Consider the following 26,990-nt stretch of genomic DNA (forward strand, 5'->3'; position numbering starts at 1 on the left):
GCGTTGCCACCACATCGAGGCCGAGCCGTGCTCATCACAGGCTCGGCCCTCGCGGGAGAAGCCGCGGCCAACTTGGAGGCGCACGGCCTGCAAGCTCATTACTGCAAGCCCTATGCGTCGCCCGAGGACATCGCAAGGCTCGCGTCTGACCTCCAGATCGAAGGATTGATCGTCCGGCAGGGACAGATTGATGAGACCGTCATCGCAGCCTCGCCGCGCCTGAAGGTCATCGCGAAGCACGGCACGGGCGTGAACAACATCGATCTCGAGGCCGCCGCGCGGCTCGGCATCCCGGTTCTTCGGGCCCTAGGTGCAAATGCACGGTCGGTGGCCGAGCACGCCATTGCGCTATCAATTGCCTTGCTGAAGGACCTCGTGCCGCTGGACCGAGCCGTCAAGAGTGGAGATTGGCCCAAAGCCAGCTACGTCGGCCGTGACGTTGCCGGCACCAAGCTCGGACTGGTGGGCTTCGGCGCCATCGGACAGGAGGTTGCCACGCTGGCGCGGGGACTGGGGATGTCCGTTTCGGTCTTCGATCCTTATACCACCGACCTGCCGCAGGGGGTCAGCCGTGAAACCGATCTCGATGACCTCCTGGCAACGTCGGACATCGTCAGCCTGCACTGCCCGCTGACGACGGAGACACGTCACCTCATCAATGCGGAACGCCTTACCCGGATGAAGCGAGACGCCTTCCTCGTGAACACCGCGCGTGGAGAAATCGTCGATGAGGCGGCCCTGGTGGCTGCCCTGCGGAATGGGACAATTGCAGGAGCGGGTCTCGACAGCTTCGCCGAGGAGCCGCCGCCGAAAGACAGCCCACTCTGGTCACTGCCGAACATCATCGTGACGCCGCATACGGGCGGAGCGGCAAAGGGCGCCATGCGGGCCATGGCGGAGACCGCCGCACGCCACGTCATCAGCGTCCTGGATGGCGATGGACCCGACCTCAGGAGTGTCGCCAACCCAACCTTCCAGGACGCAGCATCCGCTGCGCGCTAAACAAACCGACACGACGCGGCCCACTCATACCGCCCCCCGCGTCGCGTCCAGAACCATTCAACAGTATGAAAAGGGAGCACTAACTTGACCATCGGATTCAGAGTTCTACCCCGTCAGCGCAAGGTCAATGCGGACGTCGTGCAGCAGTTTCGGGAATTGCCCGTCGCCAACGTCAGCGATGTCATGTCACGCATGACGGCTGCCGGCTCACGGCTGCGTCCGCTCCACGCAGGCGGGATTCTGGCAGGCCCCGCGCTGACCGTGAAGACCCGCCCCGGTGACAACCTCATGGTGCATAAGGCCCTCCAGATCGCGGAGCCGGGCGACGTCATCGTCGTCGATGCCGGAGGCGACCTGACCAATGCCATCATCGGCGAACTCATGCTCGCCCACGCCGAGAAGATCGGTCTTGCAGGGATCGTGATCAATGGTGCGGTGCGCGACTACGGTTACATCCGCACCCACGGGTTTCCCGTCTTCGCCGCGGGCGTGACGCACCGTGGTCCCTACAAGGACGGCCCGGGCGAAATCAATGTGCCGATCGCGATCGACGGAATGGTCGTTGAACCTGGCGACCTGATCATTGGCGACGATGATGGCCTGCTCTGCGTCTCCTTCGACGATACCGCGGCAATTTACGCCGATGCCAAGGCAAAGCAGGCGGCCGAAGCCAAGACCATGGCAGCAACCCAGGAGGGCAACGTTTCAAAGCCGTGGGTCGACGAGGCCTTGAAGCGATTGGGATGTGAAGGCGTCTAAGGCTCTGATGTTTGAACGACCGGCTGCATCAGCCGGTCGTTTTTTATGTCCCGACCAAACTTTCCAAATTTGCCAATTATGGCTTTGGACCTGGCCCATAGAACAGTCGCCTCATATGCATGCACTTTTTTCCTCTTGGGTCGTTACACGCGAAGGTCGCCTACGGGTCGATGCTGTTGAAAAACTCCCGAGGGCTGCTTCGTCCATCTATTACTAGCGTCAGCGTGCCAGATTAGGCCCAGCATCCTGTATGCTGACCACGCACAGAACGGCAGTTGCCGAGTTCTTCAACAGCATCGGTCATCCTCTGCCGATCCCCGACATCTAGGAACATCCGGTGTTCCTCGAGAGAGCAAACTTTGGGTCTACTTCCGAGAGGTGCCAGGAGCAGACGGAGAGCCCTATGGTCTCAATGGGCCGTCTAACATGGAGAGAGCAGCGCCGCGCTACCTGCAATTAAGCCAAGCCGCTAGGAGCTAAGTGGCTCGCCGCTTGATCTTTCTTCCGCAAGCCAATGACGCCGTTTGCACAATCACCGCAACCTATGACTTTCGGGGTCGGCGGCGCCCGACCGTGCCGGTATCGTATCTGCCGGGCGACCTATCCGTGACTAGGGACTAGGCAACCTCCGATAGGGCCGGAAGCGAGGATTGGGGACCTGCCTCAGACACGTCCGCTTCGCGCACCCCAGTTGTTCAGGCCAATCCGACAGCTCATCCGATGGATGGGCATCAGCTTGCGATACCGGTGACAAGCAGTCTCAGGCTCCACAGCGCGCTCAAACAGTTGCGGACACGGCTTCGACGAAGCGAGAAAGCTCGTCTTCCGTGTTGTAGTAGTGCGGGGATGCCCGCAGCACCACGGGAAGCTGGCGGGCTCTCGCATCGAGCAACGTACTCGATGGGCGGGACACGCTGATGTTGTAGCCGGATTGGGCGAGCCTTGCCTTCAGGGCATCGGGATCGCGGCCCCCAACCGTGAAAGTGACGATGGAGGCCGGGTCCGGGCCAAGATCGTGGAGTGAGACTCCAGGGATGGCTTGCAGGCCGGCGCGCAGGCTCGTCGAGAGCGTTCGGCAGCGTGACTCGATGGCTTCAAGGCCGAGGTCAAGGGCGTAGTCGATGGCGCGCCCGAGCCCGAGCCGGGCTGCGTAGTTGTTCTCCCAGGTCTCAAAGCGGCGTGCGTCCTCTCGCAGCTCGTACCGATCGGGGGCAACCCAGGGCGCCGCAAAGTGGTCGAGCATCGGTGGCTCCAGCGTGCGCAGGAGCTCGCGGCGTACGTAGAGGAAGCCCGTGCCGCGCGGGCCGCGCAGGAACTTGCGGCCGGTCGCCGTGAGGATATCGCAGCCGAGATCATTGACCCGGGTCGGCATCTGACCGACGGCCTGACACGCGTCGAGCAGGTAAGTCACGCCGTGCCGGCGCGCGATCCGGCCGACGGCCGCCGCGGGATTGCGCAGACCGCCGTTCGTCGGGACCCAGGTGATAGCGATCAGCTTTACGCGACCATCGATCATGCGTTCGAGCGCCTCGGGATCGAGCACGCCGTCACCATCGTCGGGCACGACCTCAATGACTGCGCCGGTGCGCTTGGCGACCTGCAAGAAGGCGACGTAATTGGCCGCGTACTCGGCGCGCGCCGTGAGGATCCGATCTCCGGGCTGGAAGTCAAGGGCGTAGAAGGCGAGCTGCCAAGCGACTGTCGCGTTCTCGGCCAGAGCGATCTCGTCACGCTCCGCGCCAAGCAGGCGAGCCACGCTGTCGTAGACGCCGTCGAGAGCGTCAGCGGCTTCGCCGGCTGCCTCGTACCCGCCGATCTCGGCCTCGCGGGTAAGGTAGCCGACCATCGCATCCAGCACCGTTTGCGGCATCAGTCCGGCGCCAGCGTTGTTGAGGTGAACGCGGTGCGCGACGCCCGGCGTTTCGGACCTGAGCTTTGCGACGTTGAGACCCATGCGGTAACTCTCCTATCCGCACGATCGCGGAAGCTGGGGAGGTTATGAGGGTCATGTCGGGAGGGATCAACCGGCTGGCTGACGATTTCTGACAGAAGTGAGGCTACGTCTTACCCCATGGTTGGTTCCGCTCTCGGGTTATCGGCTGATGCACGCGCTCTACCTCATCGGAACCATGGGCCGCAGCACCTCAAAGTCTGCTCGGGGTCACGGGCAGAAGCTCGAGGAAAATCGCGAAGGTCCGCTTACAAACTCATCACGGACGGTCCAAGTCTTTCTAATAAGCAGCCTTGGGCTAGAAACCGGTTTCACGCCGCTGATAGGTTGTAGGCCCCGGGAGATTCTACTCACCCAGAGCTTATCTTTAGGTGTCAGTGACTGTTTTGATGGCTGGCCAAGTGACAGAAGTGGCTTCGCATTCTGAAGACGCACTGCATCTGGGATCGGCCTAGTGACCCCTGCGAATGTTTAGACGCGCCTCTTATCCAGCGATCTCACCTCGCAACCTACGAATCTCTTTTGCCGTTTCCGCGACCGACGCTGGAGTGCCGCCAAACAGGCCTGCGCGAAAAGCAGGATCATCTGCTGGCAAGTTGGCATAGGTATCAAGCCGCTGATTCAGGTAGTCACCGAAATCTCTCCAGAAGTAATGGCCTGGAGGTATATAGAAGTGAATGCCGGTCTCTTTCACGCGCAATAGCCGACGATACCCAAACTCCAATGCGATCAAGAACTCAAGCTGATCCGCCAGCTCCCGCCCTTCTTCTTGACTTATGTTGATCAAGCCAAGCTCAGCCCCAAGCAGCGACGCCAGCCAAAGGCTTTGAGGAGCCTTCTTATTCTCGAGCCCAGCCAGGAACTTCCATTCCATTCCTGAGTATCTTGAGTACGATGCAAATGGCAGGACTTCTACCGCGGATGGCTCCTCCCCTACCCGGGTTGGCATGGGCGCATCAAGCATTGACTTGAGGAGAGAATGATCTCCCCGATCTAACATGCCTGCCAGCGCCCAGTAGAAACAGAGTGAGGCTCCGGTGTCGCGAAGTGCGCTCCAGTACTCGAATCCGCCTGGTGACTTCGCAGAGAGCACTAGGCTCCGAATGGTGCGGATGACAGCCTTGTTGGCGTTCGCAGTACCCCAACGCCCACAGATTAATGCTGCCTTTCGCAGTACCTCCGTAAGAGCCACCATCTTCGTGACGAGCGCATTCATAGCCGCGCTATCAGGAGAAGCGGTCGGGTACTCACTCCCAGTGACAAAATCTCTGACTTTTGCCGATTCCTCAGCCAGGAAATCTGACCATTCCATCGCGTACGCGTCGTCACGGCAGTACTTGCGGACCAGGGCGAGTGCCATCGAGACACTCGCCGGGTGCGGTCTTGAGGCAAGCCGCAGGGCATCGAGAGTGTGAAAGAGCCTTTTGAAGAAGCTGTCGGCATCGGTGACTGGAATCACGCGTCCGTCGCGGTGATCTATGAGATCCTGCGCCATCGATGCAGTTCTTCCACGAGCAGCCCAATACAGCGGGTATCTCCGCGACGGGGTGCGGAGGATTGCTGCACGTAAGGCTAAGTCCCACTCCCCGGACCAGCCCACCACTAGAAGGCCGAATCGGTCGAACACCTCATCAAGAAGGGTATTCATGCCAGATGCGTAGTCTGCCAGCTCAGCTTCTGTGTTCTTGATCCGGGTATCGAGATAATCGCCGTGGACTTTGATGACCGTGCATCGGGAGTGGACGAGAGGGGTCGCTCCCGCAATAGCATCCTCGCTGGCAACCACAGTCGGCTCAACCCCGACATCGCGAAGGGCATTCTCCAGCAGACGGTCGAAGTTCGTTGTGATGATGACCCGGATCGTTCCCTGGGCGACCATGGCAGCGATGGCGCGGTGGGCCTCCGTGGGTCGACGGGCGTCACTTTCCGCCGCTGGATCGATGTACCCGTGCAGAATGGAGCGGCGTTCGCTAGGAGATGACGCGAGGGCGTCAAGGATCTCAGAGTAACTCGGCTCCTTCCTGTATTTATCGTGGTACCAAGCCGCCCAGTCTGGATGCTCAAGAACCCCGTCCAGCGCCGCCAAGCGCCGAATCAGATCCACAGTAATCTCCCACCCGGTCGCGATCCCTGCTGATCGGGAGAGGCCAGAACCCACCAGCAAGGCATACACGCCTGGACTGTGATGAAGAGAAAGAGCGAGGGCGTCGAAGGCTTTGAGTTCTGGAGATGGCATCGAAGAGTACGAACCTGGAGAGCGTGAGTTATCGCGAAGGTTTGTTGTCTTACAGCATCCGGCTTATCTGTTCATCTGAACAGAAGCAGCGGGTTATCGCAGCCCATCAGATCTTAAGCTCAAGCCGCAAAAGTTTACCCTCGATGCCGAACGAGGCCCAATAGAGCTCTATAGAATGGGGCTAAGCGGTTGAAAGAATTGGCGATCCCGGGAAGACTCGAACTTCCGACCTTCGGTTTAGGAAACCGCTGCTCTGTCCTGCTGAGCTACGGGACCGCTGAGAAGACGGGATTTAGCATGGTCGCAGCGGGCATGCCAGAGGGTTGCGATTGTCGTTCCGCTTCTCGACTGCCCCCCCGCTTCGATACGGAGCCGACTCTGCCACCGTGCCACCGGCCATCGGCACGGCGGCAGGGTCGGGCCTCTAGCGTGTCGCAGCCTCCGGCATATGGACCGGAAGCATCAGGTGCTCGTAAGGCGTGTCGGGCCACATGACGTAGGGCTGGGACGTGTCGGGCTTCGCGTTTCGAGGATAGCCCTCCATCATTCCCTTGGCCCCCACCACCATGACGTGAGGACCTGTCTCGACCCAGTTGTTGGTGGCCTCGGGCTTTTGGGCATAAGGATCGGTGTTGCTGGCGTCCGTGCCGCCTGCGAGCATGTAGAGGAAGCCGACCTTGTTTCTCGGCGGCTCCTTCTTCTCGATCCAGGCTTTCGCCCATTCCATCGCGTTCCGGTCACCGCACATGGGATCGGGTCCCGGCGTGCTCGGATTGTCGGGCAGACAGGTGAAGCCGTTGGTTCCTTTCCTCAGTTCCCGCATCTGCCCATCGGGAGAAATCGCCACGATGGCGGCATCCTTGGCGACAGCGGGCGGAGCCGCCGCCATGGCACTCTTGATGAGATCCTCATCGCTCATGGAAGCTGCCGGGTGCGATGCTGGGCAGAAGCCGTGCCGATGAAGACGAAAGTCATAACGCTGCAGGCAAACCACGCGAGACTGTGATGCCGTTCCATGGCTCACCTCCTATTGCTGCGCGACCGGCTTGCCTATCCTACTCCTCTCCTGTGCCTCAGAGAACGAACTATCTTGGGGAAGCCGCGCCGCGCATTCCGGAACTCCCCACGCTTGGATCGGTTTGTGAGAGGAACCGGAGGCATTTCATGACTCAGACCCTGCGCGATTTCCTCAAAGCTGTTGAGAATCTTCCCCCCGATACTCTGCTCTGCGTCGCGGAGGTGGACGAGGCTTTCGCTTCCCATGTGGAGGAGTTCGAGATCATCGAGAACGCCAAGCTGCAGAATAAGAAGTCGGAGGGTTCGGAGGCCGTCGAACTCGGCAACGGCAATCAGACTGTCGTGGTGATCCGCTGGTAGGGCGATGAGCCTGCTGTCACGCCTGAAACCAACGGCAGCGTGATCGATTGACCCTGCAGGCACATGTTCAAGGCGTATGAGTCTTGGGCATTCCTCAGGAAGGTCATGGCGGCTCCAGCACCCAGGACACGCAGCATCCGCAGGGCGAGGACGGCAACGGCGCCTACAAGCCTCAGCACGAAGCGTCAGCAAGAGAAGAGATCATGAGCAGCACCGGCAACCGCAGCAATCCGAACGAAACCCGCGTGGCGGGCCATCGCGAGGGACAGAGCGAACAAGCTCACACCAACGCCTCCGGTAAGCCCGAGATCGGGCGCCAGGGCGGCGCGACCCACCAGGAAACCCGCGACCACAACAAGCACAACGAACCGGGCCAGAGCGGGCATAAGCCCCAGAAGCACAGCCCCGCACAGGAAAAGCACTAAGGTTGCATTTTCAATGCCTAGCCGCCTTGATACGCCTGCGTATGATCCTTCGTCTCAGACGGGATCACACATGCGGATCGGGATTGCGCTAGGTTTTGGCATGGCCCTCCTGACAGGCCCGGTCGCGGCTCAGGAGAGCGCACCCCCGCGCCTGCTTCCCAAGAACCTCCTTCCCAAGAACCTCCTTCCCAAGAACCTGCCCGGCTGCGCCGGTGAGGCACGCCAGGACCGGCTCGAAGGGATGACGCCTGAGGGCGATCTTGTGCTGGGCTCCGAGGGCATAGCCAGATTGTCCGGTCTCAGGCTGCCGGCCGAGCCCGTCCTCAGGCAGCAGGCGCTGGATTGGCTCAGAGCCCGGGCCGGGGAGCCTCTTCTGGTCACGGTTCAGGGCACGCGGGACCGGTGGAATCGTCTGCCTGTCCGGGTCCGTCTCTTGAAGGATTCCTTGATTTTCGACCTCACCCACGGCCTTGTCGAGGCTGGGCTGGCCATCGTCGATCCCGGAGCTGACTCCCCCTTCTGCCAGCCAGAATTATTCGCCCTCGAGGAAACAGCCCGTGAACGACGCCTTGGTCTTTGGGCCGATGGCCGCTATAACCCACTCTCTGTTGATCAGGCCGACCGCTTGAAGGAGCGCGTCGGCAGCTTCGTCATCGTCGAAGGGCGGGTTCGAAGCGTCGGCGAACGCAAGCAGAGAACCTATTTGAATTTCGGGGGGCACTGGGCAGACGACTTCACGATCATCATCCCGAAGAAAACCTGGATGCAGATGGCCGAGCGCGGCCTTTCAGCGGACTCGCTGAAGGGCCATATCATTCGGACCCGAGGCATTTTGCAGTCTTGGCAAGGCACCGCCCTTACCGTTGATTCGGCAGAGATGATCGAGCGTCTTGAGGACGGATACCTTCAAGACGGACGAATTGAAGACAAACGCTTGGCCCGATGAGCGAGCATGCGCGATAGACGTCACACAGCTAAGATCCGGATCGCCGCCGGCTTGATGATCTCGAGTCTGGTTGCGGGCTGCGCGGGCTTCGGCAATGCCTCTCTGCCGGCCAATGCACCGCGGGTGCTCGGCCCGGATCGCGACCGCGATCATATCCGCTTGGTTTCGGCCTTTGGCGGCGAAGGCCGGGCTCCCCAGCTTGAGCGCCTTCTGACCGATGCCGTGAACCGGCTCGTCATGGCCACCGACCGGCCTGACGAGGCCTATCAGGTGACAATCCTCAATTCGCCCGTGGTGAACGCCTTCGCCCTGCCGAATGGGCGCCTCTATGTCACCCGTGGCCTGCTGGCCCTGGCAAATGACACCTCGGAGGTCGCGGCCGTGCTCTCGCACGAGATCGCGCATGTCACTCTCCGCCATGCCTCACAGCGCAACGAGCTGCAGGCGCGCTCCGCTCTGATCGAGCGAGTGGCGGAAAACGTTCTGAACAATTCCCAGGAAGCTGCCGTGGTGCAGGACCAAGCCCGCTCATCGCTGGCGAGCTTCTCGCGTTCGCAGGAGCTCGAGGCGGATCGGACCGGCGTCGCGGTTCTGGCGCGGGCAGGCTTCGACCCCTATGGCGCGCCCCGCTTCCTCACCGCTCTGGGCCGCTCGGCCAACAGCACCAGCAATCCCGACCGGGTCGCCTCCCATCCCAGCACGAACGAACGGATCTCGCGGGCCCTTCAGGCGGCGCGACGCGCAGGCCCTCCGGGCATGGGCGAGACCGGCAGGCTTGAATATCTGACGGCTCTCAATGGCTTGGCTTATGGGGATGATCCAGGCGACGGTGTCGTGAAGGGTCGACGCTTCATCCATGCACGCCTCGGCGTCGCTTTCGAGGCGCCCGAGGGCTTTACTCTGGAGAATACCTCTCAGGCCGTTCTCGGCTCCTCCGCCGATGGCGAGCGCCGGCTGCTCTTCGATGCAGCCGATACCCCGGCCGGACAGAGCCTCGAGGAAGTTCTTCGTTCCACCTGGACCGATACCATCGAGCCAGGAAGCCTCGTGACGGCGATGGTGAATGACCTGCCTATCGTGACGGCTCTCTCCAACGGTAAGGAATGGACCTTCCGTCTCTCCGCCATTCGCATCGGCAACACCACCTATCGCCTCATCATGGCGGCCCGTAACGGAGGCTCGGATCTGGAGGGCATGTTCCAGCGGACGCTCAACAGCGTGCGCCAAGTTCAGCCGGAGGAAGCCCGTCGCATCCGGCCGCTCAAGCTGCAGATCGTGACGGCCCAGCGCGGCGACACGGCGCAATCGCTTGCCTCACACATGCCGATTGACCGTCCGCTCGACCGGTTCCTGCTGCTCAATGGACTTGAGCGGAACGGGCCGTTGAAGGTCGGCGAGCGCTACAAAATCGTCGTCGAGTAGCAGTAGGCTTGGCAAGCTTACACAGCCTCACCTGAGGAGCGGGCTCGCTTCCCCGGGGTGAGGACAGCGCTTTTCATGATCGCTAGCGCATCGTGTGGACCCGGAGGGCCACGTCAGTGAAAAGTGGACCCGGTTTCCGCGCAACCGATGCGCTCATCAAAGAAGAAGCGTCGGATCGATCCCAAAAGCAATCAGGCGAGCCGGTATCCGGCTCGCCTGATGTCTTTCCAAGGGTCTCGACAATCCTCAGACGAAAGCACCCGAGGCCTGAGGATACTTGTCCATCAGGGCGCGCTTGAGCTTTTCCAGAGCACGGTTCTCGATCTGGCGGACACGCTCCTTCGAGATTCCCAGACGATCGCCAAGGAATTCGAGGGTCACCTGCTCGTCGTCAAGACGGCGCGCCTGGAGGATGCGCAGCTCACGCTCGTTGAGGACCTCGAGCGCCTGCTTGAGCCAGCGCACGCGGCGCTCGGTGTCGATCACATCGCTCACGTTCTCATCCGGCAGCGGGCTCGTATCCACGAGAAACTCCACGCGCTCTGCGGAGTTGGACGGGTCTGCATCGAGCACCGGCGCGTTGAGGGATGTGTCGGGAGCCGAAAGGCGGGCATCCATGAGGGCGACATCCGCCTTGGACACACCGATCGCCTCGGCGATCTTCTCATGCACATCGGCGGAGATGCGCTCCTCGCCACCACGGGTCAGGCGAGCGCGCAGGCGGCGGAGGTTGAAGAAAAGAGCCTTCTGAGCGGAACTTGTTCCGCCACGGACAATTGACCAGTTACGAAGGATGTAGTCCTGCACGGAGGCACGGATCCACCAGGTTGCGTATGTGGAGAAGCGGACTTCGCGCTCCGGCTCGAACCGGGCGGCGGCTTCGAGAAGACCCACATGTCCTTCTTGAACGAGATCCGCCATCGGCAGGCCATAATGACGAAAACGGGCCGCAAGCGCTATCACGAGGCGCATGTGCGCGGCTGTCAGTTGGTGAAGAGCTGTTTCATCGCCGTGTTCCTTCCAGCGCACGGCCAGCTCATGCTCCTCTTCTCTTTCGAGAAAAGGCGCATTCATGGCTGCGCGAACGAAACGACGACGAACCCCTGAGATTTCTCCCATTGTGTCCTCCCTTGGCAGAGACACAACGAGCGAGGCGGGAAAAAGTTCACGCCGAATAGCCAAGTTTTGCGAAATAGATTCCAAAGCCATGAAAACAAGGCGTCTTCGCAAATAAAAAGCCTGGCACGAGGCCAGGCTTTCGAAAGGCTCGGTCGAAGGTGCTGCTTTTTTAAGCAGCCTCTTCCTGCATATCGTCGCCATCGGCATCGCCATCGGCTTCAGCACCCTTGGCGCGGCGCGGGGACTTGGCGAGGCTCTGCTCGATAAGCTTGAGCGCTTCCGTATCCGTGATCTTGTTCACGGCAGCGATCTCGCGCACGACGCGGTCGAGAGCCGATTCATAGAGCTGGCGCTCGCTGTAGGACTGCTCGGGCTGGGCCTCGGAGCGGTACAGATCGCGCACGACTTCCGTAACGGCAATCAGATCGCCTGAATTGATCTTCGCCTCGTATTCCTGAGCGCGGCGCGACCACATGGTGCGCTTCACGCGGGCACGACCCGTCAGAACGTCCAGAGCCTTTTGAACCAGAGCCGGTTCGGCGAGCTTGCGCATGCCGACGCTGGCAGCTTTCGCGGTCGGAACTCGCAGGACCATCTTGTCCTTATCGAAGGAGACCACGTACAGCTCCAGCTTGAAGCCGGCGATTTCCTGCTCTTCGATGGCGGTGATGCGGCCGACGCCGTGAGCGGGGTAAACAATGGCTTCGCCGGATTTGAAACCCAGGCGCTGGGCGGACTTCTTAGCGGTTGTCATGCGAGAGAGGCCTCCTTGCATGGTCCCTTGCCGGTTCAGGCTCGGGAGCGTGGTTCCGCTGAGCAGGGACCCAGGGGAACAGGAATGAGATGAGTGGTAACGGAACTTGACTATTCCGCTCGACTCCCTGATGTAAGCCAGCAGCTAGAAAACGCTCTTCCCCGAACCCAAGGCAGGCTGAGCTCCCTTAAGCCGGGTTACGTGCATCATTGCTTCAGTGTGTGAACCGACGACCTGCGGGGACGGTGCACGGCTTGAGCGCAAGCGACGGCATCCACAGACCCTACCACAGTCTGGCCGAAAAAGCAAAAATATTTCAAAGCGTAGCGTAAAGAAGCTCGGTTTATGGCCGAGTTCCAGGCGCTTCAAGGAAGAGGGGCTTCGGAGTTCCACATCAGCCGATACCCTGTCGAAATGATCATCGGCTCGACCCTGGAAGCGCCACCTTAAGCGCCGATCCGCTTATCGCATCGGCGGACCCAACGGGCCACGTCAGCGAAAAGCGGACCCGGTTTTCCGCTCAAACGATGCGCCCATCGATGCTCTAGTCGCCCTCGCCGGGATTAGGCGTGAAATACTTCTCGAACTTGCCCGCAACGCCGTCGAATTCCTTGGCGTCGACCGGGGGCTCCTTCTTCTGCGTGATGTTGGGCCAGCTCTTGGCTAGGTCGGCATTGAGCTTCAGCCACTGCTCGAGACCAGGCTCGGCATCCGGCTTGATGGCCTCGGCCGGGCATTCCGGCTCGCAGACACCGCAATCGATGCACTCGTCCGGGTGAATGACGAGCATGTTCTCACCCTCGTAGAAACAGTCCACCGGACACACCTCGACGCAGTCCATGTATTTGCACTTGATGCAATTTTCAGTGACGACGTAGGTCATGAACGGTCCTTCAGGAGTCTGTTCCAAAAAGAAAGCGGATACTGCCGCCGCTCTAGCCCTTGTCGCCGTCGCTGACAAGCGTCGCGTTGTCTCCGTTGAGATCGGCGTAGAGCTGCCTTGCTTCCGGCGCAGGACCTCGACGCGCGCCGAGGCCCTCCACCCGCACCACCAGGGTTGCGCGGGCCAGGGCGATGGTCACCACGTCACCGACAGCCACCGCCTTGGCGGCACTGTCCGTGCGCTGGCCGTTGACCCGGACGAACCCGCTCGCGACGAGCTTGGCGGCCAATGTCCGGGTTTTGGCAAAGCGTGCGAACCAGAGCCACTTGTCGAGCCGCTGCCGGTCCTCACGCATTCACAGCCTCACTTCTTTCCGTCTTCGAGCTGGGCCTTGAGGGCTATGAGCTTGGCGAAGGGCGAGTTCGGGTCCGGCTGCTTCTCGCGGCGCTCCTGCCCGCCCTCACGGCGGTTGTCGGAGCGCTTATCGGGACGCGGGCCGCGACGGTCGTCCGGGCGGGGTCCACGCGGCGGACGGTTCTGCGGACGGCCGCCCTCCCCTTGAGCCTCGCGGCGCGGGCGCTCGCCTTGGTGCTGGCCTTGGCCTTCGCCATGGCGGGGGCGCCGGTCGCCGCGTTCGGGACGCTCGCCGCGCTCCTGACGGGGGCCTCGAGCCTCGCGTCCCTGGCGGGCATGACCGCCGTCGTGATGACGGCGGTGCTGACGCCAGACCTCGATCATCTCGGGCTCGGCAGGAGCCTGAGCAGGGGTTTCGACTGCGCCCTCGGACGGGGCCATGGCCTGGCCTTCGGGAGAGGCCACGGCCTCGGCGGCGCTGGCCTCGAGGACCTCGGCCGGGACGGAAGCTTCGGGAGCTTCCACGGCCACTGCGCCAGTTTCCTCAGCCATGGTCTGAGCCTCGGCCGGAGCCTCAGCTGCGGCCTGCTCGCCCTCGGCCGCCTGCGGCGCTGCTGCCAGTGGAGCGGTAATAGCAGGACCTGGACGACGTTCCATCACATAGCCAAGCGACTTCAGGATGGTGGCGAAGTCCTCGCCGGCGCAGCCGACGAGCGACGTCATGGCCACAGTCGGTACGAAGCCTTCGCCATCGGCGGCACCGGCCGGCGGCTCGCCAGGAGTGATGCCGGGACGATAGGCGATCGCCGGACGGATCAGATCCGCCAGGCGCTCCAGGATGTCGACGCGCACGGCACGGCCGCCGCAGACGCGGAAGCCGGCGGCGCGATAAAGCCCGTGCGCGATCTCCGGATCGACCGGGATCGAGGTGCGGCCGGACTGGGCAAGATGGGCGATCTCGTCGATGCCCTTCTGGTCGAGGCCGCCATTCTGGAGGGCCCAGAGCTGCGTCGCGAGCACGCGCGGAGCGGGCTTCAGCAGGGCCGGCAGATAAAGGTGATAGGCGCCGAAGCGCACGCCCGCCTTGCGGAGCGCCGCGCGGGCATCCTGGTCGAGGCTGCGCACCTCGTTGAGAACCTTGGCGCGCTCGAGAACGCCGAGAGCCTCGCCGATCTGGAAGGCAATGCCGCGGGCGAGCCCCGTCAGTTCGGCATTGGTCTCGAGATCCATCACTGGGCCGAGCAGGCGCACCACATAGGCCTTGAGCCAGGCACGCAGGCGGGTATCCACCTTGTCGCGGGCGGGACCGGTGAGGTGCTCGTCCGAGAGAACGCGCACACGCGGCTCGAAGAGCTTGTCGCCGGGCTCCAGCTTGGCCACGGGATCGCCCATCCAGCGGACCGTGCCGTCGTTGGACAAAACCAGCGTCGTATCGGGAGTTTCGGCGAACCGGTCGGCCCGCGCCTCGATCTCGCCGGCCAAGGCCTTGCTGGCGGCATTGCGCAGCGTCTTGGCTTCCGTGGTGTCGGCCTGGGGATCAGGCACGAAATGGAAGCCGTGCAGGTGGCCGATATGTTGCCCCTCGACAGTGACGTCGCCGGTGGTCGTAATTTCCGCTTCGAGCATTGTGTTCTCTCTCAAGCGCCGCATGAGAACGCTCGTCCGCCGGTCAATGAATCTTTGGGCGAGACGTTCATGAAGCGCATCCGATAGCTTGTCCTCTACCTGACGCGCAACACCCTGCCAATGCTCCGGGTCCTTCAACCAGTCAGGACGGTTTGCGACAAAAGACCAAGTCCGTACCTGGGCGATGCGGTTGGAGAGGGTGTCGATATCGCCATCCGTCCGGTCCGAAGCCGAGAGATGGCGGGCAAACCAGTCCGCCGGAACAGCCCCGTCCTTCATGAGAAAGCGATAGAGCTGGCCGACGAGGTCCGCGTGAGTTTGAGGCGAAACTTTCCGATAATCGGGCACCTGGCAGATCTGCCAGAGCCGCTCGACCGCATATTTCGTGCGGGCGAAGGCCTGGATATCGTCGTCCCGAGCCAGGAGTTCCAGTGCGGCCACGTCCTCGCCCATGGGAGCGCGCACGAGGCCATGTTCCCGGGGCTGCTGGCTTAAGGAATCGCGCAGACGACCGAGGGACGAGAAATCGAGGTCCGGATTGCGCCATTGCAGGATGCGCACGGGATCGAAGGTGTGGTTTTCCAGCGCCTCCACGGTCTCCGCGTCGAAAGGCGGGCAGCGGCCCGTGGAACCGAAGGTGCCGTCGCGCATATGGCGACCCGCGCGGCCGGCGATCTGGGCGAGCTCCGGATTGTAGAGCTTGCGGAAGCGGAAACCGTCGAACTTCTTGTCGGCGGCGAAGGCCACATGGTCCACATCGAGGTTGAGGCCCATGCCGATGGCGTCCGTGGCGATGAGATAATCCACGTCCCCGTTCTGATAGAGCTCGACCTGGGCGTTGCGGGTGCGGGGCGAGAGCGCCCCCAGAACCACGGCCGCACCGCCGCTCTGGCGGCGGATGAGTTCCGCGATGCCGTAGACCTCCTCCGCCGAGAAGGCGACGATGGCCGAGCGGCGGGGCAGACGCGAGACCTTCTTCTCGCCGGCAAAGGTGAGCTTCGAGAGGCGTGGCCGCGTGACCACGTGAACGCCGGGAATCAGCGCCTCGATGAGGGGGCGCATGGTCATGGAGCCGATGAGCAGCGTCTCATCGCGCCCGCGCTGGTTCAGGAGGCGATCGGTGAAGACATGGCCGCGATCGAGGTCGGCGGCGAGCTGGATCTCGTCGATGGCCACGAACGACGCATCGATATCGCGCGGCATGGCCTCCACGGTCGAGATCCAGTAGCGGGGGCGGTCCGGCTTGATCTTCTCCTCGCCCGTGATGAGAGCGACGTTGTGCGGCCCCGCCTTGTCGACAACCCTTTGATAGACCTCGCGCGCGAGCAGGCGCAGCGGCAGGCCGATCATGCCGCTGTCGTGACCGAGCATGCGCTCGATGGCGAGGTGGGTCTTGCCAGTATTGGTGGGTCCGAGCACGGCGGTCACGCCGCGCGCGCGCACTTGCGGAGGAAGAGAACGGCGAACCATGCCTGGATGTCGGGTAATGTCGGATCTGATCCCGGGTGAGAGGGACGAGACGCCCCCGCATCGACCGATGCAGGCAGCCTTCTCACAAAACAGGCCTGGCCCAAAGGTCCGGCAGCAGGCTCTCTCTTATATGGGACCTCGGACCGGTTTCGCTACCGTAAACCTGAGAATTCTCCAGGGATTTTGAGGGCTTATTGCCCGGCCCCGGCTTTGATGGGGTCCTTCCCCCTGATCGCGGGCTTGGCCGCCGTCGCCTTAGCCTCGCCCTCCACCGACCAGCTGGCCGCCTCGAGCTCGCCCATGCCGATCATGGTGCGCACGGCAACCTTGATCGGGAAGAGCACGCGCGCGCCCTCCACGGGTGCCAGCCACACGTTCATGTCCTTGTTCTCCTGCATGAACTTGATGGTGCTCCGTTGCGGACGATGGCCGGAGATCGGCACCCAGCGAGCGTTGCAGACGAGGACGGGCCCCGAATAACCCGGCACCTCGACATTCTGCGTCCCGGCATAGGAGAGCACGATGTTCTGACGCGTGGCGCCATCGAAGACCGGGATCGTGCGATTGCAATTGGCCTGATCGGTGAGGCCTTTTGACGCCATGGCCGGCATGATGAGGGCGCTCAAGGGATCGATGACCCCTTTCTTGTCGGCCTCCTTCACCGGCACGCGATCCTCCTTCGGCTCCAGCGGCGGCACGACCTCGGCCTTGACCACGTTGCCGTCATCAAGCGCCATGCGCACGGTACGCTGCTCGCCGGAGGATTTGGAGGTGACGGTAAAGTCCTGCGGCTGAAGCTGGGCCCCGGCAATCGTGCCGGAGGCCGTGCCCGCGCCCTTGCCGCCTGTGATCATTTTCACGAGGCCAGAGAGCTTCACGCTGCCCTGCACCTCATATTTCGGGCCTTTGAAGGTTGAGGACAGATCAGCCTTCCCCAGCGGCAGGCCAGCCAAGGAGAGATTATAGTTCACCTTGAGCGTCTGGGCGGCCTGGGCCTGAGCCTGAGAGCCAAGAGCGGCCAAGCTGAAGGTCAACAGAGCTGGAGCGATGAAGCGCATTGGGTTTTCTGAGGGCTGTCCCGTTAGTCTATTCTGTTGCATCGCACAGGAATCGGAATAAATCATGACCGAGGCAATGCAAAAAAACGAGTTGTGCTGCCTCACTATTCTTGACGCGGGGCCCTTTTTCAGCCTATAGCCCTGCACCTTCCAAGGACTTCTGGTGTCCGGCCGCGCGGGATCTGCGTTGAAGCAAACCCGCGAGATCGAAGCCGCGACCCTTTATGACGATAGGATTGAACCATGTCGCGCCGTTGCGAACTGACCGGCAAGGCCGTGCTGAGTGGCCACCTCGTGAGCCACTCGAACCGCAAGACGAAGCGGAAGTTCCTGCCGAACCTCTGCAACGTCACGCTCCAGTCTGAGACCCTGCAGCGCTCCGTGCGCCTGCGCGTTTCCGCCCATGCTCTGCGTTCCGTCGAGCATCGCGGCGGCCTCGACGCCTTCCTCGCGAAGGCCTCGGCTGACGAGCTGTCCACCACCGCCCTCGCTGTCAAGCGTGAGATCGAGAAGAAGCTCGCTGCTGCGAGCTGATCTCGGCTCATCACGTTTTCTACGCTGCGGGCGGCCTCACGGCCGCCCGTTTTGCGTTGTCTGAATGGCTTAGTTAGCCGCTGCCCAGGAAGGCCGATCATGATCAAGACCGAGCACCGCGACTTCCTCATTGCGCTCGCTGCGATGACTCTCGTCGTCCTCTCGTCGAATATTCTGGTTCAGTATCCCTTCCAACATCTGGGGCTGGGCAACTATCTGACCTGGGGCGCCTTCAGCTATCCCTTTTCGTTCCTCGTGACCGATCTGTCGAATCGCCGCTTCGGGCCCAAAGGCGCACGCAAGGTCGTCTATGCCGGTTTCGCGCTGGCCGTGGTGCTCTCGGTGATCCTGGCGACGCCCCGTATCGCCATTGCCTCGGGCGCGGCCTTCCTGGTCGCCCAGCTTCTCGACATCCAAATCTTCTTCCGCCTGCGCGGTCACGCCTGGTGGATGCCGCCCTTTGTCTCGTCCGTCATCTCGTCAGGACTCGATACGGCGATCTTCTTCTCGTTCGCGTTCTATTGCGGAATCGTCCCGGGCCTCGGCCTCACCATCAGCGACGCGCTCGGCCATGCGGGCATTGCCGATCAGTGCATCGCCCTGCCCTGGACGAACCTGGCGATTGCCGATTACCTGGTGAAGCTCGCGCTCGCCGCCATCGCGATCGCGCCCTACGGCGCGATCCTGCGGTTCATGCGCTACGAAGCGAAACATCACCATCAGGTGGCCTGATCGCTGGAGCATCGAACCCAAAGCGGAACCCACTTTGGGTTCGATCCGCCAGTCAATCGCGAAGCCGCCGGACATCCGTACGCTTCGCGTCACCACCCGCAGCGGCAACTCCCGCGACGGCAGGATCCTGCCGGCCGCACTTGAGGCGACGCAGGTCGGTACCCGGCCCGGGGGCACCGGCTTTCAGCATGCTGAGATTGCCGACCGGAGCGGTGGCTCCCGAGAGGCCGGCGTCGAGGAGTTCCTTCGTAATCCGGGTCCGCGTCGCCGCACTGGGAGATCCGAGGACCACAGCAACGACACGCCTGCCTCCGCGGACGGCAGAGGCGGCCACGTTGAAGCCGGAGGCGCACACGTATCCCGTCTTGGTCGCCTCGAGGGCGGCATAGTCCTCGATCAGCTTGTTGGTGTTCTTCAGCATCCGACCGTTGACCGTGATTGACGGTGTCCTAAACAAGTCGGCATGACCGGGATGATAGCCGAGGACGACGAGCATGAGGACAGCCATGTCCCTGGCATTCGTCACTTGGCGATCGTCATGCAGGCCATTGGCATTGACGAAGCGCGTCCCGCTCATCCCGAGGCGCCGGGCCTCTGCGTTCATTGCCGCGACGAACGACGCCTCGCTGCCGCCGACGGCTTCCGCGATCGCGACCGCCACGTCGTTGGCGCTCTTGACCATCATCACGCGCAGGGCGTCCTCCAGCCGGAGAGAGGTGCCCGGTGAGACACCTAACTTTGAGGGGGCCTGGGCCGCGGCCCGCGCGCTCAGGACAATGGACGTATCCATGGTCAGCTTGCCGCTCTCGACCGCCATGAGGGCGAGATGCGCCGTCATCAGCTTGGTCAGCGATGCCGGGTGCCAGGAACGGGTGGCCTCCTGGGCCGCCAAGATATTGCCGGATGACGCATCCACCAGCAGCAGGGGCGTGGCATCGGCGGAGGCCGTCGTCAGAAAAAAGCCAGCGGCCAGCAGGATCGAGGGCGCCTTCATGGACCGATGGTTGCCCGAACCGCGGCTGCTCGCAAGCAGCCAGGAGCGCACTACCCCGAAATCGCCGGGCCGATGGGCTCGACAGCGCCAGGCAGGACCTGGCGCATCGTGCGGACCCGAAGGGCCGCGTCAGCGACCCGAAGGGCCGCGTCAGCGAAAAGCGGACCCGGTTTTCCGCACGAACGATGCGCTCCTCTCGGGACTGAGCATCGGATGCATCCCAAAAGTGCAAGTCCACTTTTCTCGTCCGATGCTCTAGAGCACCTTCTCTGCGTAAGGTGGATGGGGAATGGCCTGATGCGCCGCGCGCAAAGCGGCCGACCAGCGCTCGCGCAGATCGCGGAAGTAAGGCTCGTCTTCCTGGATGCGGTAGTTGATCTGGGCTTTCAGCGCATCGCGCTTGGCCACCACGATATCGATGGGAAGACCGACGCCGAGATTGGATTTGAGCGTCGAATCCATCGAGATGAGACCGAGCTTGAGGGCCTCGACGAGTTCCGTGTCATGCGAGATCGCCCGGTCGAGGATGGGCTTGCCGTATTTCGGCTCGCCGATCTGCAGGAAGGGCGTGTCGAGAGTCGCCTCGATGGCATTGCCCGCGGAATAGACCTGATAGAGGCGCATCTGCCCCTGCCCGATCTGCCCACCGAGCAGCATGGTGACGTCGAAGGTCATGTTCCGCTTTTCCATCTCCGCGCCGTCGATGGCATAGACCTGACGGATGGCGCGGCCGACGAGCTGGGCGGCCTTGAACATGCTGGGCACAGTCATGAGCGTCTCGAGCTCGCCCGTTTCCGGATTCTCAACACCGTCCGACAGAAGCGACATGACCGACTGGCTCACCGACAGGTTACCGGCTGTCGCGAGCGTCACCAGCCGCTCGCCGGGCTTTTCGAACAGGTGCAGCTTGCGGAACGTGGCGATGTTGTCGACACCCGCATTGGTGCGCGTATCCGCGATCATCACGAGGCCATCGCGCACGAGGATGCCAACGCAATAGGTCATGGGTGCTCCTCCGGGTGCCTTTTGGTCGAGCTGCGGTTTTAAGGCCATCCTCTAAGCCTGTGCTTGACGGGCGCCCTCGATCCTTAAACGAACGTCGAGCGCTTCACGGGAGATTCCGTAATAGCTGCCTCTGACGGGAGCTGCATCAAGATAATCGAGCCCGGTGGCGAGCCGCACATAGTGTTCCGTTGCGGAAACACCATTCGCCGGATCGAAGCTCACCCAGCCGAGATCGGGGATGAAGGCCTCCACCCAGGCATGGCCCGCCTCCTGCCGGGGCTCTCCGGGCTTATGAAGATAGCCGGAGACGTAGCGTGCGGGAATTTTCAAGAACCGGGCGGCTGCCAGAAAAACATGTGCAAAATCCTGGCACACTCCATGCCCCGCCGTGAATGCCTCCGTCGCTGTGGTGCCGGGATGGGTCGCATCCGCATCGAAACGCAGGCGCTCGCCGATCGCGCCAGTCAGCACATGCGCCCGATCGAGAGGAGTGGAGGAGCGTCCTGCCATCTCTTCGGCAAACTCACGGATGGCGGCATCGTCTCGTGTGAGCGGGGTCTGTCTCAAATAAAACAGCTCCGGAAAGCGCTCGACACCCCCGCGAACGATCCCCGCCGTATCGGCGGTTTCGATGTCGCCGGCCACGCGCAGGGTGATCTGCTCGACAGGTCCTGCCACAAAGAGGCTATGCGCGATGTTGCCGTACCAATCCTCCCGCCGCAGGAGCTTGGCCTCGCAATTCACATCGATATTCCATGACAGGATGGTTTGGCCCTCGTGACCGCGCGGCGTGAGACGCAAGAGTTGGATCGCGGATTTAACCGGCTCGCTGTAGCGATAGACCGTCTCGTGTGTGATGCGGATGCGCATGATTCAGCCCAGATATTGCTGCGTGATGGCAAGACCGAGCCGGTTGTTCTCGGCGACGAATTCCTGCAGGAATTCGTGCAGCCCCTGCTGGAAAATGTCTTCGATGTTCCGGTTCATCAGCCGGGCGTGGATGGAGCGCGCCTGACGTTGCGCGCTGCCGGACAGACCATAACGGTGAGCGATGTCATCGAGATGCCGGGAAAGCGCGCCGTAGCAGGCCGCAAGCGAGCGCGGCATCTCCTCTCGCAGGATCAGCAGATCCGCCACGAGCCAGGGCCGCAGATTCTGGTGATAGACCCATTGATAGCTCACCAGCGCCGAAACCGAGCGCAGGATGGCGGCCCATTGGTAGTAATCGATGCCGCCGCCCACTTCCGCATCCTTGGGCAACAGCACGTGGTACTTCACGTCGAGCACGCGCGCGGTGTTGTCGGCACGTTCGATATAGACGCCGAGACGCGAGAACCAATAGGCATCGTTCCGCAGCATGGTGCGCATGGCGGAGCCATCGTAGCGAAGCGAAGCTTCCTTCACGAGATTAAGGAAGCGCGGCAGCTCCTCGACATCGATCTTCTTCGTCCTGTAGCGACGCAGGTCGAGCCAAGCGGAGTTGATCGCTTCCCACATCTCGGAGGTGAGCGCCGAGCGGACCGAGCGTGCGTTCTGCCGCGCCGTGTTGAAGCAGCATTGAATGCTCGACGGATTCTCCTCGGAGAAGGCGAGGAACTCGATCACGCGCTCAGGCGTGACCTCGCCATAATGCGCTCGGAACTGATCGATGCCACATGCGGTCACGAGAGCGGATTCCCATTCATTCGTCTCAATGCCGTTGTAGGAAATCGGCATCGAGGCCATGCGGTAGGCGACATCGAGAATGCGGGCGGTATTCTCGGCGCGCTCCACATAGCGGGAGAGCCAATAGAGGCTGTCTGCATCACGGCTCAGCACGGCAACGCTCCCCGCTCATTCGCTTAACACCCAGGTATCCTTGGTCCCGCCGCCCTGGCTCGAATTCACGACGAGCGAACCTTCGGTCAACGCGACGCGGGTCAAGCCGCCCGGCACCAGTCTTACGCCGTCGCGCCCGCTCAAGACGAAGGGCCGCAGGTCCACATGGCGCGGAGCCAAGCCCTTTTCCGTAAAGACGGGACTCGTGGAGAGGGCGAGCGTCGGCTGCGCGATATAATTGTCGGGCGCTGCCAGGATGCGGGCGCGGAAATGGTCGCGCGCTTCTGCTGTCGAATGCGGCCCGACAAGCATGCCGTAACCGCCCGATCCGTTGACCTCCTTCACGACGAGCTCGTGCAGATGGTCGAGCACATAGGAAAGAGCCTCCTCCTCGCGACAGCGCCATGTGGGCACGTTCTTGAGGATCGGCTCCTCGCCCATGTAGAAGCGCACGATATCGGGCACGTAAGAGTACATGGCCTTGTCGTCGGCGATGCCCGTCCCCGGTGCATTGGCGATGGCGACATTGCCTGCGCGATAGGCTGCGATCAGTCCCGGAACGCCCAGCGCGGAATCGGGGCGGAACACCAACGGATCGAGGAAGTCGTCGTCGATGCGGCTGTAGATGACGTCAACGCGTTTCGGTCCCTCGGTGGTGCGCATATAGACGATTTCATCTCGCACGAAGAGATCGCGGCCCTCCACCAGCTCGACGCCCATCCGATCTGCGAGGAAGCTGTGTTCGTAATAGGCGGAATTGAGAGAACCCGGCGTGAGCAGAACCACCGTCGGCTCCCACGGGCTGCTCGCCGGCGCGACGGATTTGAGCGTACCGAGCAGCTCGTCCACATAGTTCTCGATGGGGCGGATGCGCTGCTTCGCCACGAGATCTGGGAACAGACGCATCATGACCTCGCGGTTCTCCAGCATGTAGGAGACGCCGGAAGGCGTGCGCAGATTGTCCTCGAGCACATAGAAATCCTTGTCGTCGACGCGCACGATGTCGACGCCGGCCACCTGCACATAGATGTCTCTGGTGAGCGACAATCCATGCATTTGCGGCCGGTAATAGGGATTGAGAAAAACAAGCTCCGGCGGAATGATCCCGGCGCGCAGAATTTCGCGCGGCCCATAGATATCCTTCAGAAAGAGGTTGAGCGCCCTGACCCGCTGCTCGAGTCCTCGCGAAAGATGAGCCCATTCAGAGCCCGAAAGAATGCGCGGGATGATGTCGAACGGGATCAGCCGTTCGTCGGCTTCCGTGTTGCCGTAGACTGCAAAGGTGATGCCGACCCGGCGGAAGAAGAGTTCCGCCTCCTCGCGGCGATGTTCCAGGAGTTGTGGCGGCGCGGATGTCAGCCATTCCTGGAGTACCTGGTAGGCCTCCCGGCTCTCGCCATCGAGGCCGTTCATCTCGTCGAAGATCGCTTGCGCCGTCACAGGGTCCGCCACCTTCCCTTTGGATAAGTGGTGCAAGAATATGCGCCACATCCCTTCAAGAGAAGGTTAGTTGCCTAAAACGAAGGACGGCAAGAGCTACTAAAAGCCGAGAAGGTGCAGGGAGTGATGAGAAAAAGCGCAACTGCCCAAACAGAAGGCAGACATGCTGCGTATCACGCTTCGAGGGAGAACTCCAGCAACAGGGTTCGCTGGAGGCTTGCGTTGAAGTTGTTGTCGGAGATCAGGGTGACGATGGTCTCGCGCCCTTCGCGGTGAACCGCGAGACCTTCCATGTTGTCGATCTGGTGCGAGGCTTCGCTCTCATAGATTGTCTCGCCATCAACCCTCGCGCCCGCCTTGATGGCGGAAGCAGCCACGCGGCGCAGGCGGCACCCAAATCCACCGAACAGCGAGAAGCGGCGTTCGAGGACAATCGCTTCGCCCGTATCGAGGAACGCAAGGTCCGTGACGTCATAGCCGTTCCGGCCCGCCATCTCGAAAGCGCCCTGCCTTGGACCGGTGAGGATGAAGCCCGTTCCCCCTTCCGCAATGCCGACGAGGGCCCCCGCGAGCGTCGAGCGCTGCGGCGCGAGAGCCAACGCCTCAAGCCCTCCATTGCTCGGCAGATCCTTCAGCTCCTTCGGTACCGGGATCGGAACGCCCTCGATCAGGGCTCCCTCCCGGTCCAGCTCGTAGCGGATCACGGCGTGGTTGCGCTCGACACCGACGAAGGCCACGTTGTCGGCGATCGTGAGGCTTTCCGTGTCGTAGTAGCGAGACCGGCGGGCGAGCTGTCCGTTGCTCAGGAGCAAAGGCGCCATCACCGCATTGGACAATCCGGACAAGCGCCCGTCCGAAGTCTCGATGCGCGCCTTCAGCACCTGCGCATTATCGGCGAGCGCTACGAGCTCCTGCCCTTTCGCGGAACGCCACAGACCGGAGAACCCGCCGAAGGCGGACACATCCGATCTCAGGTTGAGACCGGAACGAAAGAAGAGAGATCCGAATTGTGTACGGTCGGGATCGGTCGCGGAGAGGCGGCTGAGCGGCTGAGCGGTGACAGTGATCCGTGTGGCGTTGCGAAACGCCTGCGGGCGTTGGGCAAAGGCTGTGCCCGCTGCACCGGCGGCGATGAGAGCACCGCCGCCGATCAGTAGATTTCTTCGCGTAACAAGCCTCACGCGTGAGCCCGGCGACGGGGCGCTGCTCCGCGCGCGGGCAGGGCATTTTCCTCGAACAGCTCCGCGAGTTTTTCCGTCATCACGCCGCCGAGTTCCTCCGCATCGACAATGGTCACGGCGCGGCGGTAATAGCGCGTCACGTCATGGCCGATACCGATGGCAATGAGCTCCACCGGCGAGCGCGTCTCGATCTCTTCGATGATGTAGCGCAGATGCCGTTCGAGGTAGTTGCCCGGATTGACCGAAAGCGTCGAGTCGTCGACCGGCGCGCCGTCCGAGATCACCATCAGGATGCGCCGCTGCTCGGGGCGGCCGAGCAGACGCTTGTACGCCCAATCGAGCGCCTCGCCGTCGATGTTTTCCTTCAGCAGACCCTCGCGCATCATAAGGCCGAGGTTCTTGCGCGCACGCCGCCATGGCGCATCCGCCGACTTGTAGATGATGTGGCGAAGATCGTTGAGACGGCCGGGATTCGCAGGCTTGCCGTTCTGCAGCCACATCTCGCGAGCCTGTCCGCCCTTCCATGCGCGGGTGGTGAAGCCGAGGATCTCCACCTTCACGCCGCAACGCTCCAGGGTGCGCGCGAGAATATCGGCGCAGGTGGCGGCCACTGTGATCGGACGTCCGCGCATAGAGCCGGAATTGTCGAGCAGCAGCGTCACCACCGTATCGCGGAAGTTTGTGTCCTGCTCCTGCTTGAAGCTCAGCGGCTGGAACGGATCCATGATGATGCGCGGCAGGCGCACCGGATCGAGCGTACCCTCTTCGAGATCGAATTCCCAGGCGCGGTTCTGCTGCGCCATGAGGCGGCGCTGCAGGCGGTTGGCGAGACGCCCCACCACGCCCTGGAGATGCGCGAGCTGCTTGTCGAGATAAGCGCGAAGGCGCGTCAGCTCGTCCGCATCGCAGAGATCTTCCGCATGGATGATCTCGTCGAACTTGGCGGTATAGGCCTTGTAATCGGGCCCGCGCGCCTCGTTGGCGCGGGACGGCGGACGCCAGGATTCGCCAGCCTCGTCGGAATCGGCCTCCTCCGCTTCCTCGGGAAGCTCGCCGGAAGGCCCATCGGCCTCTTCCGTCGCGCCGTCTTCCATCTCGTCGCTCGAATCCTCGCTGACCTCGACCTCGGCGCGATCGCCCTGGGATTCCTGCTCGGATTCGCCTTCGCCCTGCTGCTCCTGCTGCTCGGATTCGTTGTCTTCCTCGTTCTCCTCGTCTTCCTGATCGAAGGTCGCATCGTCGGCCATGTCGAGGGAGGAGAGCATCTCCCGGATGCCGCGCGCGAAGTCGCGCTGGCTGTCGATGTTCTTCAACAGGCCATCGAGGTCTTTCCCGGCGCGATCCTCGATGAAGTCGCGCCAGAGATCGACGATCTTTCTCGCCGCCTGCGGCGGCTTCGCGCCGGTCAGGCGCTCGCGCACCAGGAGCGCCAGCGCATCCTCGATCGGCGCATCGGCGCGATCGGTGATCTCCTCGTATTTACCGCCGCGGTGATAGCGGTCTTCCAGCATCGCCGAGATATTGGAGGAAATGCCTGCCATGCGGCGCGAGCCGATGGATTCCACGCGCGCCTGCTCGACCGCGTCGAATACGGCGCGGGCAGCCTGGCCTTCAGGCGCGAGCCTGCGGTGGAGGACGGCGTCGTGACAGGCGAGACGCAGGGCCATGGCATCCGCGTTGCCGCGCAGGATCGCCACGTCCTGCGACGTAAGCTTTCGCGGCGGTTCCGGCAGGCGGGCCTTGTCCTGGCCCATCAGCACCGGACGGTCGGAGGCAAAGGCCACCTCGAGATCGGGCTTTCGGGCGATAGCCTTCATGGCGCCGGCGATGGAGCGCTTGAGCGGCTCAGCCGGCGCTTCCTTCTTCTCACCTGGCTTGCGGTTCGAGATGGACATCTCACCTCT

Annotated in this window: 24 protein-coding genes and 1 tRNA gene; 8 read left to right on the forward strand and 17 right to left on the reverse strand. The window is 62.5% G+C overall.

The window, feature by feature from the left end; all coding sequences use genetic code 11:
• The first annotated feature begins 27 nt into the window (after positions 1-27).
• Both ACUXUR_RS03940 and ACUXUR_RS03945 read left to right on the forward strand, forming a co-directional pair.
• Entirely contained in the window at positions 28-1,002 is a 975-nt protein-coding gene (locus ACUXUR_RS03940) for a hydroxyacid dehydrogenase (RefSeq protein WP_445501042.1), read from the forward strand.
• A gap of 84 nt (positions 1,003-1,086) precedes the next feature.
• On the forward strand, positions 1,087-1,761 hold the full coding sequence (locus ACUXUR_RS03945; RefSeq protein WP_445501043.1) for an RraA family protein: 675 nt from the start codon (positions 1,087-1,089) through the stop codon (positions 1,759-1,761).
• A gap of 778 nt (positions 1,762-2,539) precedes the next feature.
• Here ACUXUR_RS03945 and ACUXUR_RS03950 read toward each other — a convergent pair.
• The 4 genes from ACUXUR_RS03950 to ACUXUR_RS03965 form a co-directional block, all read right to left on the reverse strand.
• Positions 2,540-3,715 (reverse strand): aminotransferase class V-fold PLP-dependent enzyme, encoded by a 1,176-nt coding sequence (locus ACUXUR_RS03950; protein WP_445501044.1) that lies wholly within the window; start codon positions 3,713-3,715, stop codon positions 2,540-2,542.
• A 481-nt stretch (positions 3,716-4,196) separates the two neighbouring features.
• On the reverse strand, positions 4,197-5,948 hold the full coding sequence (locus ACUXUR_RS03955; protein WP_445501045.1) for an SIR2 family protein: 1,752 nt from the start codon (positions 5,946-5,948) through the stop codon (positions 4,197-4,199).
• A 199-nt stretch (positions 5,949-6,147) separates the two neighbouring features.
• Positions 6,148-6,224, reverse strand: a tRNA-Arg gene (locus tag ACUXUR_RS03960).
• A gap of 148 nt (positions 6,225-6,372) precedes the next feature.
• On the reverse strand, positions 6,373-6,867 hold the full coding sequence (locus tag ACUXUR_RS03965) for a hypothetical protein (RefSeq protein WP_445501046.1): 495 nt from the start codon (positions 6,865-6,867) through the stop codon (positions 6,373-6,375).
• A gap of 245 nt (positions 6,868-7,112) precedes the next feature.
• Between ACUXUR_RS03965 and ACUXUR_RS03970 the strand changes: the two genes are divergently transcribed.
• The 4 genes from ACUXUR_RS03970 to ACUXUR_RS03985 all read left to right on the forward strand — a co-directional run bounded on the left by ACUXUR_RS03970 (position 7,113) and on the right by ACUXUR_RS03985 (position 10,118).
• Positions 7,113-7,325: a sugar phosphorylase gene (locus ACUXUR_RS03970; protein WP_445501047.1), complete on the forward strand. Its 213-nt coding sequence runs from the start codon at positions 7,113-7,115 to the stop codon at positions 7,323-7,325.
• Between the two features lie 83 nt (positions 7,326-7,408).
• Complete coding sequence (locus ACUXUR_RS03975) at positions 7,409-7,750, forward strand: hypothetical protein (protein WP_445501048.1); 342 nt, start codon at positions 7,409-7,411, stop codon at positions 7,748-7,750.
• Between the two features lie 100 nt (positions 7,751-7,850).
• Positions 7,851-8,696 carry a thermonuclease family protein gene (locus tag ACUXUR_RS03980; protein ID WP_445501049.1) on the forward strand — a complete coding sequence of 282 codons (846 nt, stop codon included), beginning with the start codon at positions 7,851-7,853 and terminating at the stop codon, positions 8,694-8,696.
• Between the two features lie 6 nt (positions 8,697-8,702).
• Positions 8,703-10,118 carry a M48 family metalloprotease gene (locus ACUXUR_RS03985; protein WP_445501050.1) on the forward strand — a complete coding sequence of 472 codons (1,416 nt, stop codon included), beginning with the start codon at positions 8,703-8,705 and terminating at the stop codon, positions 10,116-10,118.
• A 246-nt stretch (positions 10,119-10,364) separates the two neighbouring features.
• On the opposite strand, the gene ACUXUR_RS03990 is transcribed toward ACUXUR_RS03985, so the two are convergent.
• From ACUXUR_RS03990 to ACUXUR_RS04015, 6 genes are all read right to left on the reverse strand, one after another.
• Positions 10,365-11,237: an RNA polymerase factor sigma-32 gene (locus tag ACUXUR_RS03990; RefSeq protein WP_445501051.1), complete on the reverse strand. Its 873-nt coding sequence runs from the start codon at positions 11,235-11,237 to the stop codon at positions 10,365-10,367.
• A gap of 169 nt (positions 11,238-11,406) precedes the next feature.
• On the reverse strand, positions 11,407-11,991 hold the full coding sequence (locus ACUXUR_RS03995) for a CarD family transcriptional regulator (protein ID WP_445501052.1): 585 nt from the start codon (positions 11,989-11,991) through the stop codon (positions 11,407-11,409).
• Positions 11,992-12,535: 544 nt separating this feature from the next.
• Positions 12,536-12,874, reverse strand: coding sequence for a ferredoxin FdxA (gene fdxA, locus ACUXUR_RS04000; protein ID WP_445501053.1), 339 nt, complete (start codon positions 12,872-12,874; stop codon positions 12,536-12,538).
• A gap of 52 nt (positions 12,875-12,926) precedes the next feature.
• The gene (locus ACUXUR_RS04005) at positions 12,927-13,229 is read right to left on the reverse strand and encodes an RNA-binding S4 domain-containing protein (RefSeq protein WP_445501054.1); all 303 of its coding nucleotides are present in this window, start codon (positions 13,227-13,229) and stop codon (positions 12,927-12,929) included.
• 8 nt (positions 13,230-13,237) lie between these two features.
• Positions 13,238-16,324: a helicase-related protein gene (locus tag ACUXUR_RS04010; protein WP_445501055.1), complete on the reverse strand. Its 3,087-nt coding sequence runs from the start codon at positions 16,322-16,324 to the stop codon at positions 13,238-13,240.
• Positions 16,325-16,515: 191 nt separating this feature from the next.
• Entirely contained in the window at positions 16,516-17,382 is an 867-nt protein-coding gene (locus ACUXUR_RS04015) for a DUF3108 domain-containing protein (RefSeq protein WP_445501056.1), read from the reverse strand.
• Positions 17,383-17,625: 243 nt separating this feature from the next.
• On the opposite strand from ACUXUR_RS04015, the gene rpmB reads away from it, so the two are divergent.
• A complete protein-coding gene (gene rpmB / locus ACUXUR_RS04020; protein WP_047190249.1) occupies positions 17,626-17,916 on the forward strand; it encodes a 50S ribosomal protein L28 in 291 nt (96 codons plus the stop codon).
• Positions 17,917-18,015: 99 nt separating this feature from the next.
• Entirely contained in the window at positions 18,016-18,648 is a 633-nt protein-coding gene (locus ACUXUR_RS04025) for a queuosine precursor transporter (RefSeq protein WP_445501057.1), read from the forward strand.
• Positions 18,649-18,700: 52 nt separating this feature from the next.
• On the opposite strand, the gene ACUXUR_RS04030 is transcribed toward ACUXUR_RS04025, so the two are convergent.
• From ACUXUR_RS04030 to cobT, 7 genes are all read right to left on the reverse strand, one after another.
• Entirely contained in the window at positions 18,701-19,642 is a 942-nt protein-coding gene (locus ACUXUR_RS04030; protein ID WP_445501058.1) for a D-alanyl-D-alanine carboxypeptidase family protein, read from the reverse strand.
• 255 nt (positions 19,643-19,897) lie between these two features.
• Positions 19,898-20,647 carry a proteasome-type protease gene (locus ACUXUR_RS04035; RefSeq protein ID WP_445501059.1) on the reverse strand — a complete coding sequence of 250 codons (750 nt, stop codon included), beginning with the start codon at positions 20,645-20,647 and terminating at the stop codon, positions 19,898-19,900.
• A 51-nt stretch (positions 20,648-20,698) separates the two neighbouring features.
• Positions 20,699-21,517 (reverse strand): transglutaminase family protein, encoded by an 819-nt coding sequence (locus ACUXUR_RS04040; RefSeq protein ID WP_445501060.1) that lies wholly within the window; start codon positions 21,515-21,517, stop codon positions 20,699-20,701.
• 3 nt (positions 21,518-21,520) lie between these two features.
• Entirely contained in the window at positions 21,521-22,465 is a 945-nt protein-coding gene (locus tag ACUXUR_RS04045) for an alpha-E domain-containing protein (RefSeq protein ID WP_445501061.1), read from the reverse strand.
• 15 nt (positions 22,466-22,480) lie between these two features.
• Complete coding sequence (locus ACUXUR_RS04050) at positions 22,481-23,878, reverse strand: circularly permuted type 2 ATP-grasp protein (protein ID WP_445501266.1); 1,398 nt, start codon at positions 23,876-23,878, stop codon at positions 22,481-22,483.
• Between the two features lie 200 nt (positions 23,879-24,078).
• The gene (locus ACUXUR_RS04055) at positions 24,079-25,086 is read right to left on the reverse strand and encodes an esterase-like activity of phytase family protein (protein WP_445501062.1); all 1,008 of its coding nucleotides are present in this window, start codon (positions 25,084-25,086) and stop codon (positions 24,079-24,081) included.
• Positions 25,083-26,981 (reverse strand): cobaltochelatase subunit CobT, encoded by a 1,899-nt coding sequence (gene cobT / locus ACUXUR_RS04060; protein WP_445501063.1) that lies wholly within the window; start codon positions 26,979-26,981, stop codon positions 25,083-25,085. The genes ACUXUR_RS04055 and cobT overlap by 4 nt, the downstream gene beginning before the upstream one ends.
• Between the last annotated feature and the right edge of the window lie 9 nt (positions 26,982-26,990).

It is taken from the genome of Microvirga medicaginis (assembly GCF_052658925.1).

Bases quoted from the DNA above. Each gene is read 5' to 3' on its own strand.
- ACUXUR_RS04040 (WP_445501060.1), bottom strand. From the start codon at position 21,517: ATGCGCATCCGCATCACACACGAGACGGTCTATCGCTACAGCGAGCCG.
- ACUXUR_RS03990 (WP_445501051.1), bottom strand. From the start codon at position 11,237: ATGGGAGAAATCTCAGGGGTTCGTCGTCGTTTCGTTCGCGCAGCCATG.
- cobT (WP_445501063.1), bottom strand. From the start codon at position 26,981: ATGTCCATCTCGAACCGCAAGCCAGGTGAGAAGAAGGAAGCGCCGGCT.
- fdxA (WP_445501053.1), bottom strand. From the start codon at position 12,874: ATGACCTACGTCGTCACTGAAAATTGCATCAAGTGCAAATACATGGAC.
- ACUXUR_RS03950 (WP_445501044.1), bottom strand. From the start codon at position 3,715: ATGGGTCTCAACGTCGCAAAGCTCAGGTCCGAAACGCCGGGCGTCGCG.
- ACUXUR_RS04015 (WP_445501056.1), bottom strand. From the start codon at position 17,382: ATGCGCTTCATCGCTCCAGCTCTGTTGACCTTCAGCTTGGCCGCTCTT.
- rpmB (WP_047190249.1), top strand. From the start codon at position 17,626: ATGTCGCGCCGTTGCGAACTGACCGGCAAGGCCGTGCTGAGTGGCCAC.
- ACUXUR_RS04005 (WP_445501054.1), bottom strand. From the start codon at position 13,229: ATGCGTGAGGACCGGCAGCGGCTCGACAAGTGGCTCTGGTTCGCACGC.
- ACUXUR_RS04025 (WP_445501057.1), top strand. From the start codon at position 18,016: ATGATCAAGACCGAGCACCGCGACTTCCTCATTGCGCTCGCTGCGATG.
- ACUXUR_RS04050 (WP_445501266.1), bottom strand. From the start codon at position 23,878: ATGAACGGCCTCGATGGCGAGAGCCGGGAGGCCTACCAGGTACTCCAG.
- ACUXUR_RS04035 (WP_445501059.1), bottom strand. From the start codon at position 20,647: ATGACCTATTGCGTTGGCATCCTCGTGCGCGATGGCCTCGTGATGATC.
- ACUXUR_RS03980 (WP_445501049.1), top strand. From the start codon at position 7,851: ATGGCCCTCCTGACAGGCCCGGTCGCGGCTCAGGAGAGCGCACCCCCG.
- ACUXUR_RS03955 (WP_445501045.1), bottom strand. From the start codon at position 5,948: ATGCCATCTCCAGAACTCAAAGCCTTCGACGCCCTCGCTCTTTCTCTT.
- ACUXUR_RS03970 (WP_445501047.1), top strand. From the start codon at position 7,113: ATGACTCAGACCCTGCGCGATTTCCTCAAAGCTGTTGAGAATCTTCCC.
- ACUXUR_RS03995 (WP_445501052.1), bottom strand. From the start codon at position 11,991: ATGACAACCGCTAAGAAGTCCGCCCAGCGCCTGGGTTTCAAATCCGGC.
- ACUXUR_RS03985 (WP_445501050.1), top strand. From the start codon at position 8,703: ATGCGCGATAGACGTCACACAGCTAAGATCCGGATCGCCGCCGGCTTG.
- ACUXUR_RS03965 (WP_445501046.1), bottom strand. From the start codon at position 6,867: ATGAGCGATGAGGATCTCATCAAGAGTGCCATGGCGGCGGCTCCGCCC.
- ACUXUR_RS04030 (WP_445501058.1), bottom strand. From the start codon at position 19,642: ATGAAGGCGCCCTCGATCCTGCTGGCCGCTGGCTTTTTTCTGACGACG.
- ACUXUR_RS04010 (WP_445501055.1), bottom strand. From the start codon at position 16,324: ATGGTTCGCCGTTCTCTTCCTCCGCAAGTGCGCGCGCGCGGCGTGACC.